16 protein-coding genes, 1 tRNA gene and 1 pseudogene are annotated in these 16113 nt (G+C 64.7%); 8 read left to right on the top strand and 10 right to left on the bottom strand.

All coding sequences use genetic code 11. The annotated features are described in order from the left end of the window. Positions 1 to 9 precede the first annotated feature (9 nt). A complete protein-coding gene (gene tssA / locus FVD38_RS12380) occupies positions 10 to 999 on the top strand; it encodes a type VI secretion system protein TssA (protein WP_147935088.1) in 990 nt (329 codons plus the stop codon). Positions 1000 to 1028: 29 nt separating this feature from the next. On the opposite strand, the gene phaP is transcribed toward tssA, so the two are convergent. After that, a complete protein-coding gene (phaP, locus tag FVD38_RS12375) occupies positions 1029 to 1601 on the bottom strand; it encodes a TIGR01841 family phasin (RefSeq protein WP_147935087.1) in 573 nt (190 codons plus the stop codon). 81 nt (positions 1602 to 1682) lie between these two features. Beyond that, complete coding sequence (locus FVD38_RS12370) at positions 1683 to 1889, bottom strand: hypothetical protein (RefSeq protein WP_147935086.1); 207 nt, start codon at positions 1887 to 1889, stop codon at positions 1683 to 1685. A 118-nt stretch (positions 1890 to 2007) separates the two neighbouring features. Here FVD38_RS12370 and cueR point away from each other — a divergent pair, with 118 nt between their 5' ends. Further along, entirely contained in the window at positions 2008 to 2397 is a 390-nt protein-coding gene (gene cueR / locus FVD38_RS12365) for a Cu(I)-responsive transcriptional regulator (RefSeq protein WP_147935109.1), read from the top strand. Positions 2398 to 2489: 92 nt separating this feature from the next. Here the strand turns inward: cueR and FVD38_RS12360 are convergent. Next, positions 2490 to 2574, bottom strand: a tRNA-Leu gene (locus FVD38_RS12360). Positions 2575 to 2925: 351 nt separating this feature from the next. On the opposite strand from FVD38_RS12360, the pseudogene rnr reads away from it, so the two are divergent. The 4 genes and pseudogenes from rnr to FVD38_RS12340 form a co-directional block, all read left to right on the top strand. After that, positions 2926 to 5151, top strand: a pseudogene (gene rnr, locus FVD38_RS12355) (ribonuclease R); the annotation flags it as partial. 904 nt (positions 5152 to 6055) lie between these two features. Further along, the gene (gene rlmB / locus FVD38_RS12350) at positions 6056 to 6799 is read left to right on the top strand and encodes a 23S rRNA (guanosine(2251)-2'-O)-methyltransferase RlmB (RefSeq protein ID WP_123071447.1); all 744 of its coding nucleotides are present in this window, start codon (positions 6056 to 6058) and stop codon (positions 6797 to 6799) included. A gap of 233 nt (positions 6800 to 7032) precedes the next feature. After that, complete coding sequence (gene cysE / locus FVD38_RS27085; RefSeq protein WP_147935085.1) at positions 7033 to 7773, top strand: serine O-acetyltransferase; 741 nt, start codon at positions 7033 to 7035, stop codon at positions 7771 to 7773. Between the two features lie 8 nt (positions 7774 to 7781). Then, a complete protein-coding gene (locus FVD38_RS12340) occupies positions 7782 to 8465 on the top strand; it encodes a YceH family protein (RefSeq protein WP_147935084.1) in 684 nt (227 codons plus the stop codon). Here the strand turns inward: FVD38_RS12340 and FVD38_RS12335 are convergent. From FVD38_RS12335 to FVD38_RS12305, 7 genes are all read right to left on the bottom strand, one after another. Beyond that, entirely contained in the window at positions 8425 to 9213 is a 789-nt protein-coding gene (locus FVD38_RS12335) for a hypothetical protein (protein ID WP_147935083.1), read from the bottom strand. The two genes, FVD38_RS12340 and FVD38_RS12335, sit on opposite strands and share 41 nt — an antisense overlap. A 4-nt stretch (positions 9214 to 9217) precedes the next feature. Continuing rightward, on the bottom strand, positions 9218 to 10198 hold the full coding sequence (locus tag FVD38_RS12330; protein ID WP_147935082.1) for a hypothetical protein: 981 nt from the start codon (positions 10196 to 10198) through the stop codon (positions 9218 to 9220). Continuing rightward, a complete protein-coding gene (locus tag FVD38_RS12325) occupies positions 10195 to 11115 on the bottom strand; it encodes an ABC transporter ATP-binding protein (RefSeq protein WP_147935081.1) in 921 nt (306 codons plus the stop codon). Before FVD38_RS12325 ends, FVD38_RS12330 begins: the two co-directional genes overlap by 4 nt. Further along, positions 11112 to 11486, bottom strand: coding sequence for a GntR family transcriptional regulator (locus tag FVD38_RS12320; RefSeq protein WP_147935080.1), 375 nt, complete (start codon positions 11484 to 11486; stop codon positions 11112 to 11114). Before FVD38_RS12320 ends, FVD38_RS12325 begins: the two co-directional genes overlap by 4 nt. Before the next feature lie 144 nt (positions 11487 to 11630). Then, a complete protein-coding gene (locus FVD38_RS12315) occupies positions 11631 to 12398 on the bottom strand; it encodes a UDP-2,3-diacylglucosamine diphosphatase (RefSeq protein WP_147935079.1) in 768 nt (255 codons plus the stop codon). Positions 12399 to 12429: 31 nt separating this feature from the next. Then, positions 12430 to 12921: a peptidylprolyl isomerase gene (locus FVD38_RS12310; protein WP_147935078.1), complete on the bottom strand. Its 492-nt coding sequence runs from the start codon at positions 12919 to 12921 to the stop codon at positions 12430 to 12432. 57 nt (positions 12922 to 12978) lie between these two features. Continuing rightward, positions 12979 to 13647: a peptidylprolyl isomerase gene (locus tag FVD38_RS12305; protein ID WP_147935077.1), complete on the bottom strand. Its 669-nt coding sequence runs from the start codon at positions 13645 to 13647 to the stop codon at positions 12979 to 12981. Between the two features lie 274 nt (positions 13648 to 13921). Here FVD38_RS12305 and cysS point away from each other — a divergent pair, with 274 nt between their 5' ends. Then, a complete protein-coding gene (gene cysS / locus FVD38_RS12300) occupies positions 13922 to 15316 on the top strand; it encodes a cysteine--tRNA ligase (RefSeq protein WP_147935076.1) in 1395 nt (464 codons plus the stop codon). Next, complete coding sequence (locus tag FVD38_RS12295; RefSeq protein ID WP_229493611.1) at positions 15316 to 16017, top strand: DNA-3-methyladenine glycosylase family protein; 702 nt, start codon at positions 15316 to 15318, stop codon at positions 16015 to 16017. Before cysS ends, FVD38_RS12295 begins: the two co-directional genes overlap by 1 nt. Positions 16018 to 16113: the final 96 nt, after the last annotated feature.

The following is a 16113-nucleotide window of genomic DNA, read 5'->3' as shown; positions in this document are numbered from 1 at the left end:
GAGGGCGCCATGATGGACATCGATGCTTTGCTGGCGCCGATCGCGCCGGACAATCCCTGCGGCGCCGACCTGGCGTTTTCGCCCGAGGTCGACGAGATCGCGCGTGCGCGCCTGGCCGACGATCCTTCGCTGGAGCAGGGCGCCTGGGTTACGGCGCTCAAGGAAGCCGACTGGAAGCTGGTCGGCAAGCGCTGCACCGGCTTGCTGCAAACCCGCAGCAAGGATTTGCAACTGGCCGTGTGGCTGGCCGAGGCGAATGCGAAGACCGGCGGCATGCGCGGCCTGGCCGAAGGCCTCGGATTGGTGGCGGCGCTGTGCGAGCGTTACTGGGAAGGGCTGCACCCGCAGGCCGACGAGGATGGCTTCGAGCGCCGCATCGGCAACCTGTCCTGGCTCGCGGGGCGTATTGCGCCGCTGGTCAAGACGATGCCGCTGGCCGAGAACGGCGTCTTGACGCTGCAGGCCTGGGAAGTCGCGCGCGCCAAGGGGCCGGAAGCGGTGGCCGAGCTGGAGACGGTGCGTACGCGCAGCAAGGGCGCCTTCGTGCAGGCGCTGCTGGCCGATTGCGAAGCCTGCCTGGCGGCCTTGCAGGAACTGGAACGGGTAGTCGACGGCCAGCTCGGCGCCGATGGGCCGGGCTATAGCGTCGGGCGGGCCGCGCTGGGCGACGTGGTCGACTTGATCAAGCCGGTGGCGATGGCGGGCGCGGCGCCGACCACGCCCGAGGCGGCGGCGACCGGCGGCGCGGTCACTGCGCTGGCTTTGCCTGTGCGGGTCGACGGGCAGGTGGCGCACCGCGACCAGGCGCTGGCCCAGCTGCGCCAGGTGGCCGAATTCTTCCGCCGCACCGAGCCGCACAGCCCGGTAGCCTACCTGGCCGAGAAGGCGGCGCGCTGGGGCGAGCAGCCGCTGCACGCCTGGCTGCGTTCGGTGATCAAGGATGACGCCTCGCTGGCGCGGCTGGAAGACTTGCTGGGGATCGAACATCCGGCGCCGTGACGCCGGATGCGGACGTGCACTGGGGGCGATTACTCGGGCTTTTGCGCCTTGGCCGCGCCCGGCGTCACGATCGAGCTGGCGCGCTCGAACTGGGCTTCGACGTTCTGCACCGCCTGGCGGGTGGCGTTGGTTACCTGCTCGTAGCCCTTGAAGGCATTCTCGATCGCGGCCTTGATGATCTCGACCGCGTTCTCCGAACCCGGCTTGACGTTCTGGGTGACGTCGTAGATCAGCGCCGACAGTGTGTTCTTCGCTTCCGCCACGTGGGCATCGGCGGCGCCGCGGAACTCATCGTGCATCTCGTCGATGATGGACTTGAGCTGGGTCGCGTACTCGGTGGCATTGGTGACGCCGGCGGCCGGCTGCATGCGCGCGGCCAGGGTGTCGAAGGCGGCTTTCGGATTGCCGGCCTGGGTGGCTTCGGCCATGCTGCGGCCGGCTGCCATCGTGCTGTCGACCGAGCTTTTTGCCGCGTTCAGGTTGAGCGCGACCACCTGCTCGACGCCTTTGACGGTCTTGCCGGCAAGGGCGTTGAAGGTCTGCATCTGCAGGTCAAATAAGGTTTTTGTGGCGTTTGCGAACTGCTCCGGGCTGGTAAACATGGGTGTCTCCTCAGTGGATGCTCTGTTATGTAATGAAGTTTGGCGGCGATGTTTGTTAAAACGCCGCCTCTTCCACTTTCATTATTTAACAACAATGAGTTTTTCGCAACGCATGTCCCGATAGGGACCGTTTGATTTTTCCCAGCCTTCACCCAGCGGGGTCTGCGAACAGGCCAGTTCGCCGGTGAGTTTGCTGCGCCATTGGTAATAGGGCGCCGGCCCGGCCAGGGCCGAGGACAGGATGAGGACGAGTGCCAGCCCGAGGGCCGCGGGTCGGATAATCTGCATGGGGCTATGCTCGGACGTTCTCGACTGCAAGTCAAGCGCCGCTTGAGCTTCCCATTATGGGAAGGTGTATGCTTGGCGCGGCAAACAACAGGAGAACTCCATGCAGTCCACGCTCAGCCTGAACATCGGCGACGCCGCGCGCGCTTCCGGCGTGACGGCGAAAATGATCCGCCATTACGAATCGATCGGCCTGGTGAAAGCGCCGCGCCGGACCGAGGCCGGATATCGGCTGTACAGCGAACAGGATGTGCGGGTGCTGCAATTCATCCACCGCGGCCGCGCGCTCGGATTTTCGCTGGACCAGATCAGGGAATTGCTGGCGCTGTGGGAAGATAAACACCGGGCCAGCGCCGACGTGCGCGCGATGGCGCTGGCGCATATCGCCGAGCTGGATCGCAAGATCGCAGAAATGGAAGCGATGCGCAGGACGCTGGAAAGCCTCGCGACATCCTGTCATGGCGACGATCGTTCGGATTGCCCAATCCTGGACGACCTGGCGACGCAATGAAGAAGAGGACGTATAACGCAAAACGCCGTAGTCCTCATGAGAAGGCTACGGCGTTTTGCGGGACCAGAAGTCCGGAAAAACAAGGTAGATTTTGGTGCCCACGGAGGGACTCGAACCCCCACACCTCGCGGCACATGGACCTGAACCATGCGCGTCTACCAATTCCGCCACGTGGGCACTGCAAACCAACTCTGCTACAATAGCAGGCTTTGTCATTTTCCGCTAGATCAACATTTCTAGATCATCACGCAAAACGCACCGCTTACTACTGCTGCTTTCTTCGCTTCGTCGTTGCCGCCGTTGCTGAAGAGAGCGAGATTATAGCGGATGATTTTCAATAGTCAAAGACCCACGATGAAGTTCTGATCAGGGCAATGAACATATTCCAGGAACATCCCGTAGCACGCCACGTTAGGCGAATCGGATGGACCTCCGTTACACTACGCCTGTCAAGGTGTCAATCAAGCTGGCTGCCGCCTATTTATTCATGAGCGGCGCTATTACTGGCCAAGAGAAAAAAGAACCGATTTGAAGCAACCTACTCATACCATTCCAAGCCGCGAGGAAATCCTCGCAGTCTTCCGTGACGCCACCGACCCGCTCGATGCGGCCGGCCTGGCACGTGCCCTCAAGGTCAAGCCCGCCGCCCAGGAAGTCCTGGGCCGCCGCCTGAACGCCATGGAGCGTGACGGTCAGATCCGCTCCGACCGCAGCGGCACATATATGCTGGCCGACCATTCCGCCTTCGTGGCCGGCAAGGTCGCCGCGCATCGGGACGGATTTGGATTCGTGATCCCGGACGAGCCAGGCCCCGACCTGTTCCTGTCCGACCGCGAGATGCAGAAAGTGCTGCACGGCGACCGCGTGATGGCGCGCGTGACCGGCACCGATCGCCGCGGCCGTCCCGAAGGCTCGATCGTCGAAGTCGTCGAGCGCGCCAACACCCACATCATCGGGCGCCTGCTCAATGAAGGCGGCGTCTGGATCGTTTCGCCCGAAGACCAGCGCATCGCCCAGGACGTCCTGGTATCCGGTTCGCCGGGCAAGGCGCGCGCCGGGCAGGTGGTCAGCGTCGAGCTGCTCGAGCAGCCGGGCCGCTTCCAGAAGCCAACCGGCCGCATCGTCGAAGTGCTCGGCGAACTGGACGATCCGGGCATGGAAATCGAGATCGCCGTGCGCAAGTTCGGCGTGCCGCATGTGTTCTCGCCGCCGGCACTGAAGCAGGCCGCGCGCCTGCCGAACGAAGTGATCAATGCCGACCTGGCCGACCGCGTCGACCTGCGCGACGTGCCGCTGGTGACCATCGACGGCGAAGACGCGCGCGACTTCGACGACGCGGTCTACTGCGAGCCGGTCAAGATCGGCGCTACCCGCGGCTATCGCCTGCTGGTCGCAATCGCCGACGTCAGCCATTACGTGAAACCGAACGACGCGCTCGATGCCGACGCCATCGAGCGCAGCACCTCGGTGTATTTCCCGCGCCGCGTCATTCCGATGCTGCCCGAGAAGCTGTCCAACGGCCTGTGCTCGCTGAACCCGCATGTGGACCGCTGCACCCTGGTGTGCGATATGGTCGTCACCGAGGACGGCGAAGTCACCGCCTACCAGTTCTACCCGGCCGTGATGCACTCGGCGGCCCGCCTGACCTATAACCAGGTGGCCGACATCCTCGCCGATACCGACGGCGAGGAAGCGCAACAGCGTCCGGGCATTGTGCCGCACCTGCTGAACCTGAACGGCGCCTTCCGCTCGCTGCTCAAGGCGCGCCAGGAGCGTGGCGCGATCGATTTCGAAACTACTGAAACCTATATCGTTTGCAATCCGCTGGGCAAGATCGAGAAGATCATCCCGCGCACCCGCAACGATGCGCACCGCCTGATCGAAGAGTGCATGCTGGCCGCCAACGTGTGCGCCGCCGACTTCCTGCTGCGCCACAAGCACCCGGGCACGTTCCGCGTGCACGCGACGCCGACCGAAGAGAAGCTGAACCAGCTGCGCACCTTCCTCAAGCAGGTGGGCCTGAACCTGGGCGGCGGCAGCAAGCCGACCGCGCGCGACTATGCCGCGGTGATGCAGCAGATCCGCGAGCGCCCCGACGCGACGCTGCTGCAGACCATGCTGCTGCGCTCGATGCAGCAGGCCGTCTACAGCCCGGACAACGTCGGCCACTTCGGCCTGGCGTACGAGGCTTACGCGCACTTCACCAGCCCGATCCGCCGCTATCCCGACCTGCTGACCCACCGCGCCATCAAGGCGATCCTGCTGGGCAAACGCTACGAGCCGAAGGGTATCGAGCTGGGCAAGCTGAATTCGACCCAGTCGAATTCGGCGCGCAAGCAGGCGGCCAAGGACAAGGCCGACGGCAAGCCGCAGAAGAGCGAAAAAGACCTGACGATCTGGGACGCCCTCGGCGTGCACTGTTCGGCCAACGAGCGCCGCGCCGATGAAGCTTCGCGCGACGTCGAAAACTGGCTCAAGTGCTTCTTCATGCAAGACAAGATCGGCGAAGAGTTCACCGGCACGGTCGCCGGCGTCACCACCTTCGGCATCTTCGTGCAGCTCGACGAGCTGTTCGTCGAGGGCCTGGTGCACATCACCGAGCTGGGCGCCGATTACTTCCAGTACGACGAGGCGCGCCATGAGCTGCGCGGCGAGCGTACCGGCCAGCGCTACCAGCTGACCGACCGCGTCACCGTGCGCGTGGCGCGCGTCGACCTCGAGTCGCGCAAGATCGACCTGACGCTGGCCTCTGCGCCGGCGGCGCTTGAGGCGGGCGAGGGCGCTGGCCGCAACAAGGGCGGCCGCAATGAAGGTCGCGGTAATGAAGGCCGTAACGAGGGCCGTAACGAGGGCCGCAACGAAGGTCGCAATGGCGGCAAGAAATCGCGTGGCGGACGTGGTCGCGGACCGAAGCCATCGGCACCGGCCATCGTCCAGGCGGCAGCAGCCGTGCCGACGCCGCTCGAGCGTGCGCGCCAGGTGGCGCAGGATGCGATGGAAGTGCCGAAGGCGCCGAAGTCGCGCAAGGCCCGGGCAAAAGCCAAGGCCCTGGAGCGTGCCAATGCAGCGGCAGCCGCGCCGGTAGTGGAAGCACCGGTAGCTCAGGCTCCGGTGGTTCAGGCTCCGGTAGTCAAGGCTCCGGTAGTCAAGGCTCCGGTAGTGAAAGCGCCGGCACCTACCCCAGCGCCGGTCGTCCAGGCCAAGGTCGAAGCACCGGTAGCCGCAACGCCACCAGCCCGCAAGCCGCGCGCCGCCAAGGCCGCCGCTGTTCCTGCGCCGGCACCCGCAGCAGCGCCGGTCGAAGCGGCACCAGTCAAGACCCGCGCTAAAAAAGCAGTTGCCAAGCCGGCGCCTGTGGCGGAAGTCGTCGTGGCCGCTCCTGCCAAGAAGGCCGTAGCGAAGAAAGCCGTCGCGAAGAAAGCTGTCGCCACCAAAGCCATAGCAACCGAGCCGGTCGCGAAGAAGGTCGTGGCTACGAAAGCCGTCGCCACGAAAGCCGTCGCAACGAAGGCAGTCGCCAAGAAGGCTGCCGCGCCACGCAAGGCGGCCGCCAAGGCTGTCGCCGCGCCAGTGGCTGCGCCAGCCGCCAAGAAAGCGGCCAAGACCGCATCCAAAACCAGCAAGAAAAAAGCACCTGAAAGCGATTGAGAAGTAGCAAATGAAAAATAAAATGATTTTCGGCTTCCACGCCGTGACCTCGCGCCTGCGTCATGAGGCGCAGTCGGTGGAAGAGATCTTTGTCGATGCCGAGCGCAATGACGGCCGCATGAAGGACCTGATCGCCAATGCCAAGGCGGCCGGCGTACGCGTGATGCCGGTCGATGCTGCGCGCCTCGACAAGATCACCGGTACCCGCCGCCACCAGGGCGTGATCGCCTTCGCCAGCCAGCTGGCGCTGGCGCGCAACCTGGACGAGCTGCTCGACGCCATCGAGGGTCCGCCGCTGCTGCTGATCCTGGACGGCATCACCGATCCGCACAACCTGGGCGCCTGCCTGCGCGTGGCCGACGGCGTCGGCGCGCACGCTGTCATCGTGCCGAAGGACCGCGCGGTCGGCCTGAACGCCACCGCCGCCAAGGTCGCCAGCGGCGCGGCCGAGACGGTGCCCTACATCACCGTCACCAACCTGGCGCGCACCATGCGCGAGTTGAAGGAACGCGACATCCTGCTCATCGGCACCTCGGACGACGCCGACCGTGGCCTGTACCAGGCCGATTTCACCGGCCCGGCCGCGCTGGTCATGGGTTCCGAAGGCGAGGGCATGCGCCGCCTGACGCGCGAAACCTGCGACGTGCTGGTCAATATCCCGATGTTCGGTTCGGTCGAGAGCCTGAACGTGTCGGTCGCCTCGGGCGTCTGCCTGTACGAGGCCCGCCGCCAGCGCATCGCGCGCGAAGGCTGATCGGCCTGCGTTCTACTTGGGTTCCCGCCTGCGCGGGAACGACGGGTTTGAGCAGGTGGCCGGAATCGTGTTGCTGATGTTCCCGAGCGCCAATTAACGTCGTTCCCGCGCAGGCGGGAACCCAAGTCCTTCGCTCTGCCGCAAGCCATCCACGCCCCACAGTTTTACCTCTCCCACAAGCATTCCACCCCCGGATCGGCTACCATGAAAGCCGTTCCATCCTGAGCATCACCATGTTTTTCTCACGCCTACGCGAAGACATTCGCAACATCATCGAGCGCGATCCCGCCGCCCGCAACGGCTGGGAAGTGCTGACCTGCTATCCGGGCCTGCACGCCATCGTCGCCCACCGCTGGGCCCACGCCTGCTGGCGCATGGGCCTGAAATGGCTCGGCCGCTTCATCGCCCACCTGGCCCGCATCGTCACCGGCATCGAGATCCATCCCGGCGCCGCGATCGGCCGCCGGGTCTTCATCGATCACGGCTTCGGCGTGGTGATCGGCGAGACCGCCGTGATCGGCGACGACTGCACCATCTATCAGGGCGTCACGCTGGGCGGCACCACGCTGGTGGCCGGCACCAAGCGCCATCCGACGCTCGAACGCGGCGTGATCGTCGGCGCCGGCGCCCAGGTGCTGGGCGCCTTCACGGTCGGCGAGTACGCCAAGATCGGTTCCAACGCGGTGGTGGTCAAGCCGGTACCGGCCGGCGCCACGGCGGTCGGCAATCCGGCCCACATCATCCAGAAAGAAGACCAGTCGCGCAGTGCGCGCATGTTCGCCGCCTATGGCGTCACGCCCAACGGCGACGACCCGCTCTCGAAAGCCCTGCGCGGCCTGATCGACCACGCCGCGCGCCAGGACGAGCAGATCGAACGCCTCACCGATACCCTGCGCGCGGCCGGGTTGTGCTGCCCGCGGGTGGAGGAGGGTGATAAACTCGACTCGGAACAACTGAACCGACTGGTAGATTAAGGAATCGCATGACAAACGAAGCGACTGGCGGCATCGATGCCGCAGCCGTGCTGGACCCGGTAGAGCTGCGCGTGCTGGCCGTACTGGCCGAGAAAGAGGCGCTGACTCCCGATAATTATCCGATGTCGCTCAACGCGATCGTGAACGGATGCAATCAATTGTCGAGCCGCGATCCGGTGATGCAGCTGTCCGACGACATCGTCCTCGACACCCTGCAGCGCCTCACCGAACGCAAACTCGTCAACGCGATCTCGCAGGCCGGCGCCCGCGTCGTGAAGTACGAGCATCGGATGCGCATCAAGTGGACCCTGGAGCAGGACAAGCTGGCCGTGCTCACCATCCTGATGCTGCGCGGCCTGCAGACCGCCGGCGAGATCCGCACCCGCAGCGGCCGCCTGCACGAGTTCAAGAGCGTGCAGGACGTCGAGACGGCGCTGCAGTTCCTGATCGATAAATACCCGCCGCTGGTGGTCAAGCTCGATCGCGCGCCGGGCACCAAGGAATCGCGCTACGGCCAGCTGCTGGGCGGCGAGATCACCATCGTCGCCGGCAGCGAGCAGACTTCGTCGGCATCCAGCGGCCAGACCCAGGGCGGCCGCATCGCCCAGCTCGAAGAAGAGGTCGCGTCGCTGCGTGGCGAAATGATTGATCTCAAGGCTCAGTTCGAGGCGTTTCGCCAGCAGTTCCAGTAACTTCCTCCGCGGGTTCGAGCTCGAGCTCGACCAGGGTATCGTCGCTCCAGCTGGTGTCGCCAAGGGGAACGCGAAACCCCTTGCCTTCGGTCTCGAGCAAGGCGCTGCGGTTGCCATCGACCAGCACCGCGGCGCGCAGCGCATGCGTGTGCCGGAAGGTGAAGCCCGACTTGCCCTCGAACGTGAAGCCGCACCAGTCGCGCGTGCGCAATAGCGTGTTCGCGGCCAGCACCACCCAGAGCGGAATCTCTTCCTTGATGATCGCGACCTGCACCCGGCACTCCAGGCGCAGGTCGCCAAGGCGCCGCACCTGATCGGGTAGACCGGGCGAGCGCACCACCGGGGTCACCCGATAGCGACGACGTTTCTGGTTCAGCACCAGTTCGCTGTTCGCATCGAGCGCGGGCTGACTGCGCGGCACGGTGAACATTCCGTCCGCGTCGACCGCCAGCGCCAGGCTGAAGCCATCGTCGCCGCCAAGGCGCGCAGCCGGCAGCACGGGCTTGTCGGCGCCGCCGCGTGGCTCGATCCGGAACCGCAGCCTTGGTGCCGCCGGGGCCATCCGGTGGTAGTCGTCGAAGGCATCCAGGCCGGCCACGATCGCCTCATACTTGCGCACTTCCGGGTCGCGCATCGCATTGACCTTGATTTCCTCCGGACTGTCGGGCTTGCTGGTCTGGGCGGCGGCAGCGCCAGCGGCGCCGGCGCCCAGCAGCATCGCGCACGTGATGGGGAGCAGGGCGCGCATCGCATCAACCTTCGTCGCGCCAGCGGCGCAGGCGGATCGCGCCATAGATCATCGCGCAGCCGGCGGCGGCGGCGATCCACACCGCGGGCGAGGCCAGCGTGCCGTAGGACAGGCCAATCAGCATCGGCCCATCGAGGCCGGCATTCTGTTCGGCCAGCGCCCGGCCATTGACTTCGCCGAACCAGATGCCGGGCATCAGGCCGCCCAGGAGGCGCGCCACCACCTCTTCGCCAAACCACTTGACGTTCAGGCTCAGGCCCGAGAAGCGGCCGACCAGGAAGTCGAACCAGGCCAGCAGGGCCAGCGCGATGACCGGCACGCCCACCGCCCACAGGAACACCTTGGAGCGGGCCCAGCTCGACACCAGCAGCAGCCAGCCGACGGTCGGCAGCGCCCACACGATGTACAGCGGCAGGAAGCTCAGCAGGTAGAGCGGCGACAGGTAGAAGTTGGCATTGGCCAGCACCGGGGCGATCAGGTTGACGCCCTTGACCGCGCTGGCCAGCAGGCCAAGCACCAGCAGCACGAGCGACGTGGCGATGCCGATCGCCACCGTCAGCAGCGGCGCCACCACCAGCGCGACGGCCGCCTTCGACAGCACCGTCTCCTGGTCCGACATCGGCAGCGATTTCCAGAACAGGATGCTGCGGTCGCGCCGTTCGTCGTGCAGGGCCGCCAGGCAGTAGAAGAACACCACCACCGGCAGCACCAGGAACAGCGGCGCCGTGATCGCCAGGTAGCTCGAGGCCGCGATCGCCGCCGCCTTGGCGTACATTTCCGGCGGGACGCCTTCGATCGTGATCACCTGCTGGCCATTGGCCTGGAAGTGGAAGGCGCCGGTGGTGGCCAGCGCGTACAGGAAGCCGCCGCCGAGCAGCAGCACCAGTGCCGCCGCCACCGCCAGCGGCGCATAGACGAAGGCGCCCTTGTGTTCCCACAGTTCGCGCCGGATCAGCCATTTCATCGTGCTCATGTGCGTATTCATGCGTAGCTTCCTTTCATGGTGGCGACGAACAGGTCGGCCACGCTCGGGTGGCGCACTTCGCCGAGGGCTTCGAGCTGGCTGCGCGACAGGCCGCCCGAGCGCTGGGTGTCGAACAGCATCACCGACTTGCCGAACATGACGCGCTGGTCGAGCGGCTGCAGGGCCCGCGCTGCGGCGGCCTTTTCGTTCGGCACCATCACTTCGACGTAGCGCTGGCCGATCTCTTCCATCGACGCCGCGAGCGCGATCTTGCCGTCGCGGATGAACAGCAGGTCGGTGAGGATGTGCTCGACCTCTTCCACCTGGTGGGTGGTGATGACGATGGTTTTTTGTTCGTCAAAGTAGTCTTCCAGCAGGTGCTGGTAGAACTGCTTGCGGTAGAGGATGTCGAGCCCGAGCGTCGGCTCGTCCAGCACCAGCAGGCGGGCGTCGATCGCCATCACCAGCGCCAGGTGCAGTTGCACGACCATGCCCTTCGACATTTCCTTGACCTTCATGCCCGGCTTGAGCTTGGTGTTGGCGATGTAGCGCTCGGCCTTGCTGCGGTCGAAGCGCGGATGCACGCCCTCGACGAAGTCGACCGCATCCTTCACCCGCAACCAGCGCGGCAGGATGGCGACGTCGGCGATAAAGCACACGTCCTTCATCAAGGCGTCGCGCTGGGTGCGCGGATCGAGGCCCAGCACCGACAGCTCGCCCTCGAACGGGATCAGGCCCAGGGCCGCCTTGAGGGTGGTGGTCTTGCCCGAGCCATTGGGGCCGATCAGGCCGACGATGCGGCCTGCCGGGATCTCGAAGTCGATGCCGTCGACGGCCACCTGCTTGCCGTAGCGCTTGGTCAGACCGCGTGCGGACAGGACCGCGCTCGAAGCCGATTGTGGGCCTGGTTTCTGGACCGCGTCTTGAACGGTGTTCATGCCGCACCTCCCACCGGATTGCCGCTGTCGCGCAGCAGCTGTTCGATATCCAAGCCCAGGCGTCGGATGCGCTCGACCATGGCCGGCCACTCTTCGCGGATGAAGCGTTCGCGTTCGCTTGCCAGCAGTTTTTCGCTTGCTCCCTCGGTGACGTACATGCCAATTCCCCTTCGTTTTTCCACCAGGCTCTCGTCGACGAGCTCCTGGTATGCCTTCGACACTGTGATCGGGTTGAGTTGATACTCGGCGGCGATCGAGCGCACCGAGGGCAGGGCGTCGCCGGCTTTCAATACGCCGTCGAGCATCATGCCGACTACCCGCTCCTTGAGCTGGCGGTAGATCGGGGTGCTATCGTTCCAGTCGGCGGTCATTGTCGGCCTCCCTTGCGGTACTTCGCGGTGCGGTGCTCATGCCTTCCTCCTTGGTGAGGTATTGATGTGGTGTTGTAGTGAACTATAACACCATGCGCGCAAATGTAAACATGCATACGCAAATCGGCGGCCAGGGTGCCGACGTTATTGTGCGGGCAGGGTCAGTTCAGCGTGGTCGTGGCGCACGATGCTGCCGTCGGCATGCAGCGCGAACCAGCCGCCGCGCACCGGCTCGGCGTCGAGTTCCCAATCGGGCAGCACGTAGCGCAAACGGTCGCCGTGTTCGTGCACGGCGGGGCGGTGGGTATGGCCATGGATCATGACGTCGGCCCCGGTGTCGGCGAACACGGCGTCGATCGCAGCAGGGGTGACGTCCACGGTCTCGTACGATTTCTCGGTATGCGCGTCGCGCGAACCCTGGCGCAGGCCGGCGATGATCGCCTTGCGCTGGGCCAGCGGCATGCCGAGAAAATTGGCCTGCCAGGCGGGCTGGCGCACCTGGGCGCGAAACGCCATGTAGGCGGTGTCGAGCGTGCACTGGGCGTCGCCGTGCAGCAGGGCCACGGTGCGTGGGCCGGCCTCGATCACATGCGGGTCTTGCAGCAGTTGCAGGCCGGCGGCCTGGGCGAAGCCGTCGCCGACCAGGAAATCGCGGTTGCCGGCCATCCAGTAGACGGCAGTGCCGGCGTCAGCGACTGCGCGGATTGCGGCGACGACCTGCGCATTGAACGGGTCGGCGAGGTCGTCGTCGCCAGCCCAGTATTCGAAGATGTCGCCGAGCAGGTAGAGGCGCTCGGCGTGCACCGCGCGCTCTTTCATGAAGGCCAGGAAGGCCTCCAGCGTGCGCGGGTGCGAGACCTGCAGGTGCAGGTCGGAGATGAACAGCGCGAACGGGCGCGCAATCAGCGTCATCGGGTTGACCCGTGCTGGTGCGCGCCGCCCATTACAGTACTTCGATCTTTTCGATGATGACGGCGTCGACCGGCACGTCCGAGTGCATGCCGCTGCGGCTGGTCTTGACGCCGTTGATCGCGTCGACCACATCCTTGCCTTCGGTCACGGTGCCGAACACGGCATAGCCCCAGCCGTCCTGGCCCGGGTAGTCGAGGAAGGCGTTGTTCTTGGTGTTGATGAAGAACTGGGCCGATGCCGAGTGCGGCGCCGAGGTGCGGGCCATGGCCAGCGTGTACTTGTCGTTTTTGAGGCCGTTCTTGGCTTCGTTCTCGACGGTCGCGTCGGCCGGCTTCTGCTTCATGCCTGGCTCGAAACCGCCACCCTGGATCATGAAGTCCTTGATCACGCGGTGGAAGATGGTGTTGGCGAAGTGGCCCTTGTTGACGTAGTCGAGGAAGTTGGCAACGGTCTTCGGTGCTTTTTCGGCGTCCAGCTCGGCGGTGATATTGCCCTGGTTGGTGGTGATGAGGATAGTCGTCATGGTTTGTCCTGTTCTATGGGTTGTTATTTGCTCTGTATTGCAAGTGCGGCAAAACCGTTATTTTACTAGCTTGTCGCCCTTGAGCAGGGTGACGTTGGTAATCTTGATCGGCACGACCGGCACGTTCTGCATCCCGCGCACGTCGTCGACGACCACACCCTTGATCTTGTCGACCACTTCCTGGCCCTTCACGACCTTGCCGAACACGGTATAACCCGAGCCCTTGACGAAGGGATGGTCGATGCCGGAATTGTCGGCAACGTTGATGAACCACTGCGAGGTCGCGCTGTCGGGATTGTCCTCGCGCGCCATCGAGATGGTGTAGGGCTGGTTCGACAGGCCGTTATCCGACTCGTTCTTCACCGGCTTGAGAGTCTTGCGGCCCTCGAACTTCTCGTTCATGCCGCCGCCCTGGATCATGAAGCCGTCGATCACGCGGTGGAAGATCGTGCCTTTATAAAAGCCCGATTTGGCGTAGGCGGCAAAGTTGGCGACGGTTTTTGGGGCTTTTTCCTGGTCGAGCTGGACGACGATCTCGCCCATCGTGGTCTTGATCGCATACTGCGGACCGACCATGGCCGGGGCTGCGGCGGCTTCCGGCGCGGCCGCTTGTTCGGTGGCCTCCTGGGCCAGCGCGGCGCCAGGGAACAGCAGGCCGCAGGCCAGCGCGGCGGTAGCGCCCGTCATGCGGACGAGCAGGGAACGGCGGGTGATCGATGACGACATCTGGCTTCCTCTGATGGACCTCGCGCAAGGCGCTGTCAAGGGTTTTCCCCAAAAATAAAGCTGGACCGTGGGCGGCCAGCCGGGATTTTATCAATGCTATACTTTACGAAAAGACGTTCGCAGAGCAACGTCCCATTCTATCAAATAAGAACAACACCGAGGAGCCAGGCGAACCCGACGCCGCACCCGTCCAGGGCGCACCAGCATTGCTGTTGCTGCGCCGGAGGTTGCGGCCTCTACCCCGCCCGGCGCTCCTCTTCCGTTACGGAATTCAATGAGCCAACTCAAGATTTACAACACGCTAGCGCGTGACAAGCAGGTATTCGTTCCCAAGGTCACCGGCAAGGTCGGCATGTATGTGTGCGGCATGACCATCTACGATTACTGCCACGTCGGCCACGCGCGGATGATGATGGCTTTCGACGTCGTGTACCGCTGGCTGATGGTGTCCGGCTACGACGTCAACTACGTGCGCAACATCACCGATATCGACGACAAGATCATCAAGCGCGCGGTCGAGAATGGCGAGACCATCGGTGCGCTGACCTCGCGCTTCGAAAAATACATGGACGAAGACACGGCCGCGCTGGGCATCCTGCCGCCGACCGTGGTGCCGCGCGCGACCGAATACGTGCCGCACATGCTGTCGATCATCGAGAAGCTCGAACAAAAAGGGCTGGCGTATAAAACCGAAGAGGGCGACGTCAACTACGCCGTGCGCGGCTTCGAAGGCTACGGCAAGCTGTCCGGCAAGTCGCTGGACGACCTGCGCGCCGGCGAGCGCGTCGACGTCAAAACGGCTAAGCGCGATCCGCTCGACTTCGTGCTGTGGAAGGCCGCCAAGGAATCCGAACCGCTTGAAGCCAAATGGGATTCGCAGTGGGGCCGCGGCCGTCCGGGCTGGCACATCGAGTGCTCGGCCATGTCGTGCGCCACGCTCGGCGAACACTTCGATATCCACGGCGGCGGCGCCGACCTGCAGTTCCCGCACCACGAGAACGAGATCGCGCAATCCGAAGGCGCCTTCGGCGGCCCGATGGTCAACTACTGGATCCACAACGGCTTCGTGCGTGTGGATAACGAGAAGATGTCCAAATCGCTGGGCAACTTCTTCACCATCCGTGAAGTCCTCGCCAAGTACGACGCCGAAGTGGTGCGCTTCTTCATCCTGCGCGCCCACTATCGCAGCCCTTTGAATTACTCGGACGTGCACATCGACGACGCCAAGGGCGCGCTGACGCGCCTGTACACGGCGCTGAACGATATCGACCTGGGCGATGGCGAACTCGCCGTCAACTGGGACGAAGCGCACGCCAAGCGCTTCCGCGACGCGATGGACGACGATTTCAACACCCCGCTGGCGGTGGCCGAACTGTTCGATCTGGCGAGCGAAGTCAACCGCAGCAAGTCGGTGGAGACTGCACGCCAGCTGAAGGCGCTGGCCGCCGTGCTCGGTCTGCTCGAACGTGCGCCGCAAGCTTTCCTGCAGGCCGGCACGCCGGGCGAAGCCGGACTCGACGAAGCGGCCATCCTGGACGCGATCGCGCGCCGCGCGGCCGCCAAGGGCGCCCGCGACTTCGCCCAGGCCGACGCGATCCGCAAGGAACTCACGGCAGCCGGCATCGTCCTGGAAGACAAGGCCGACGGAACGACCTGGCGCCGCGCATAATGGCAGCCAACAAGGACAAGGCCGGCGGCGTCGCCGCAGGCGCCAGCGTGGAGTCGTCGGCGTCGCCGGCGCACGATGCGCTGGCGGTGCCGATCTACTGGGCCGAGGCCAAGCGCGAGCTGATGCAGCGCGACCGCATCATGAACAAGCTGATCCCCCAGTTCGGCGACCTGCACCTGCGCGGCCAGCCCGACCCGTTCATCACGCTGGCCCGTTCGATCGTCGGCCAGCAAGTGACGCCGAAAGCGGCCGACCTGGCTTGGGGCAAATTGCTCGCCGTCTGCCCAAAACTGGCGCCGAGCCAGGTGATCAAGCTGGGCGCGGTGGAGCTGTCGGGCTGCGGCCTGTCCAAGCGCAAGACCGAATACATCCTCGACCTGGCCGACCATTTCAAGGCCAAGCGAGTGCATGCCGACCTGTGGTCGGAAATGGATGACGAAGCCGTCATCGCCGAGCTGGTCCAGATCCGCGGCATCACGCGCTGGACAGCCGAGATGTTTTTGATATTTAATCTGCTGCGGCCGAACGTCCTGCCACTGGACGACCCCGGCCTGATCCAGGGCATTAGCCAAAACTATTTCTCGGGCGAGCCGGTCTCGCGCAGCGATGCGCGCGAGGTCTCCGCCAACTGGGAACCCTGGCGCACGGTTGCTACTTGGTATTTGTGGCGCAGCCTGGACCCCGTTTTGCCCGCCAACTGAGCAATTCAGGCGTTCGATACGCTGTCGGCTTACGGTAGAATAGCGCCCTGATCGGCCGCGCATAACGGAGCGCGGCCAAGACATTACCCCGGAGGT

It is taken from the genome of Massilia arenae (genome assembly GCF_008014745.1).
Taxonomy (GTDB): Bacteria; Pseudomonadota; Gammaproteobacteria; order Burkholderiales; family Burkholderiaceae_D; genus Telluria; species Telluria arenae.
The sequence above is the reverse complement of the archived record's forward strand: the minus strand, read 5'-3'. Positions and strand labels throughout refer to the sequence as shown.

What these genes read in the sequence shown, in the direction of transcription:
- tssA (WP_147935088.1), top strand. Translation starts at nt 10, where the DNA reads ATGATGGACATCGATGCTTTGCTGGCGCCGATCGCGCCGGACAATCCC.
- phaP (WP_147935087.1), bottom strand. Translation starts at nt 1,601, where the DNA reads ATGTTTACCAGCCCGGAGCAGTTCGCAAACGCCACAAAAACCTTATTT.
- FVD38_RS12370 (WP_147935086.1), bottom strand. Translation starts at nt 1,889, where the DNA reads ATGCAGATTATCCGACCCGCGGCCCTCGGGCTGGCACTCGTCCTCATC.
- rlmB (WP_123071447.1), top strand. Translation starts at nt 6,056, where the DNA reads ATGAAAAATAAAATGATTTTCGGCTTCCACGCCGTGACCTCGCGCCTG.
- cysE (WP_147935085.1), top strand. Translation starts at nt 7,033, where the DNA reads ATGTTTTTCTCACGCCTACGCGAAGACATTCGCAACATCATCGAGCGC.
- FVD38_RS12340 (WP_147935084.1), top strand. Translation starts at nt 7,782, where the DNA reads ATGACAAACGAAGCGACTGGCGGCATCGATGCCGCAGCCGTGCTGGAC.
- FVD38_RS12335 (WP_147935083.1), bottom strand. Translation starts at nt 9,213, where the DNA reads ATGCGCGCCCTGCTCCCCATCACGTGCGCGATGCTGCTGGGCGCCGGC.
- FVD38_RS12330 (WP_147935082.1), bottom strand. Translation starts at nt 10,198, where the DNA reads ATGAATACGCACATGAGCACGATGAAATGGCTGATCCGGCGCGAACTG.
- FVD38_RS12325 (WP_147935081.1), bottom strand. Translation starts at nt 11,115, where the DNA reads ATGAACACCGTTCAAGACGCGGTCCAGAAACCAGGCCCACAATCGGCT.
- FVD38_RS12320 (WP_147935080.1), bottom strand. Translation starts at nt 11,486, where the DNA reads ATGACCGCCGACTGGAACGATAGCACCCCGATCTACCGCCAGCTCAAG.
- FVD38_RS12315 (WP_147935079.1), bottom strand. Translation starts at nt 12,398, where the DNA reads ATGACGCTGATTGCGCGCCCGTTCGCGCTGTTCATCTCCGACCTGCAC.
- FVD38_RS12310 (WP_147935078.1), bottom strand. Translation starts at nt 12,921, where the DNA reads ATGACGACTATCCTCATCACCACCAACCAGGGCAATATCACCGCCGAG.
- FVD38_RS12305 (WP_147935077.1), bottom strand. Translation starts at nt 13,647, where the DNA reads ATGTCGTCATCGATCACCCGCCGTTCCCTGCTCGTCCGCATGACGGGC.
- cysS (WP_147935076.1), top strand. Translation starts at nt 13,922, where the DNA reads ATGAGCCAACTCAAGATTTACAACACGCTAGCGCGTGACAAGCAGGTA.
- FVD38_RS12295 (WP_229493611.1), top strand. Translation starts at nt 15,316, where the DNA reads ATGGCAGCCAACAAGGACAAGGCCGGCGGCGTCGCCGCAGGCGCCAGC.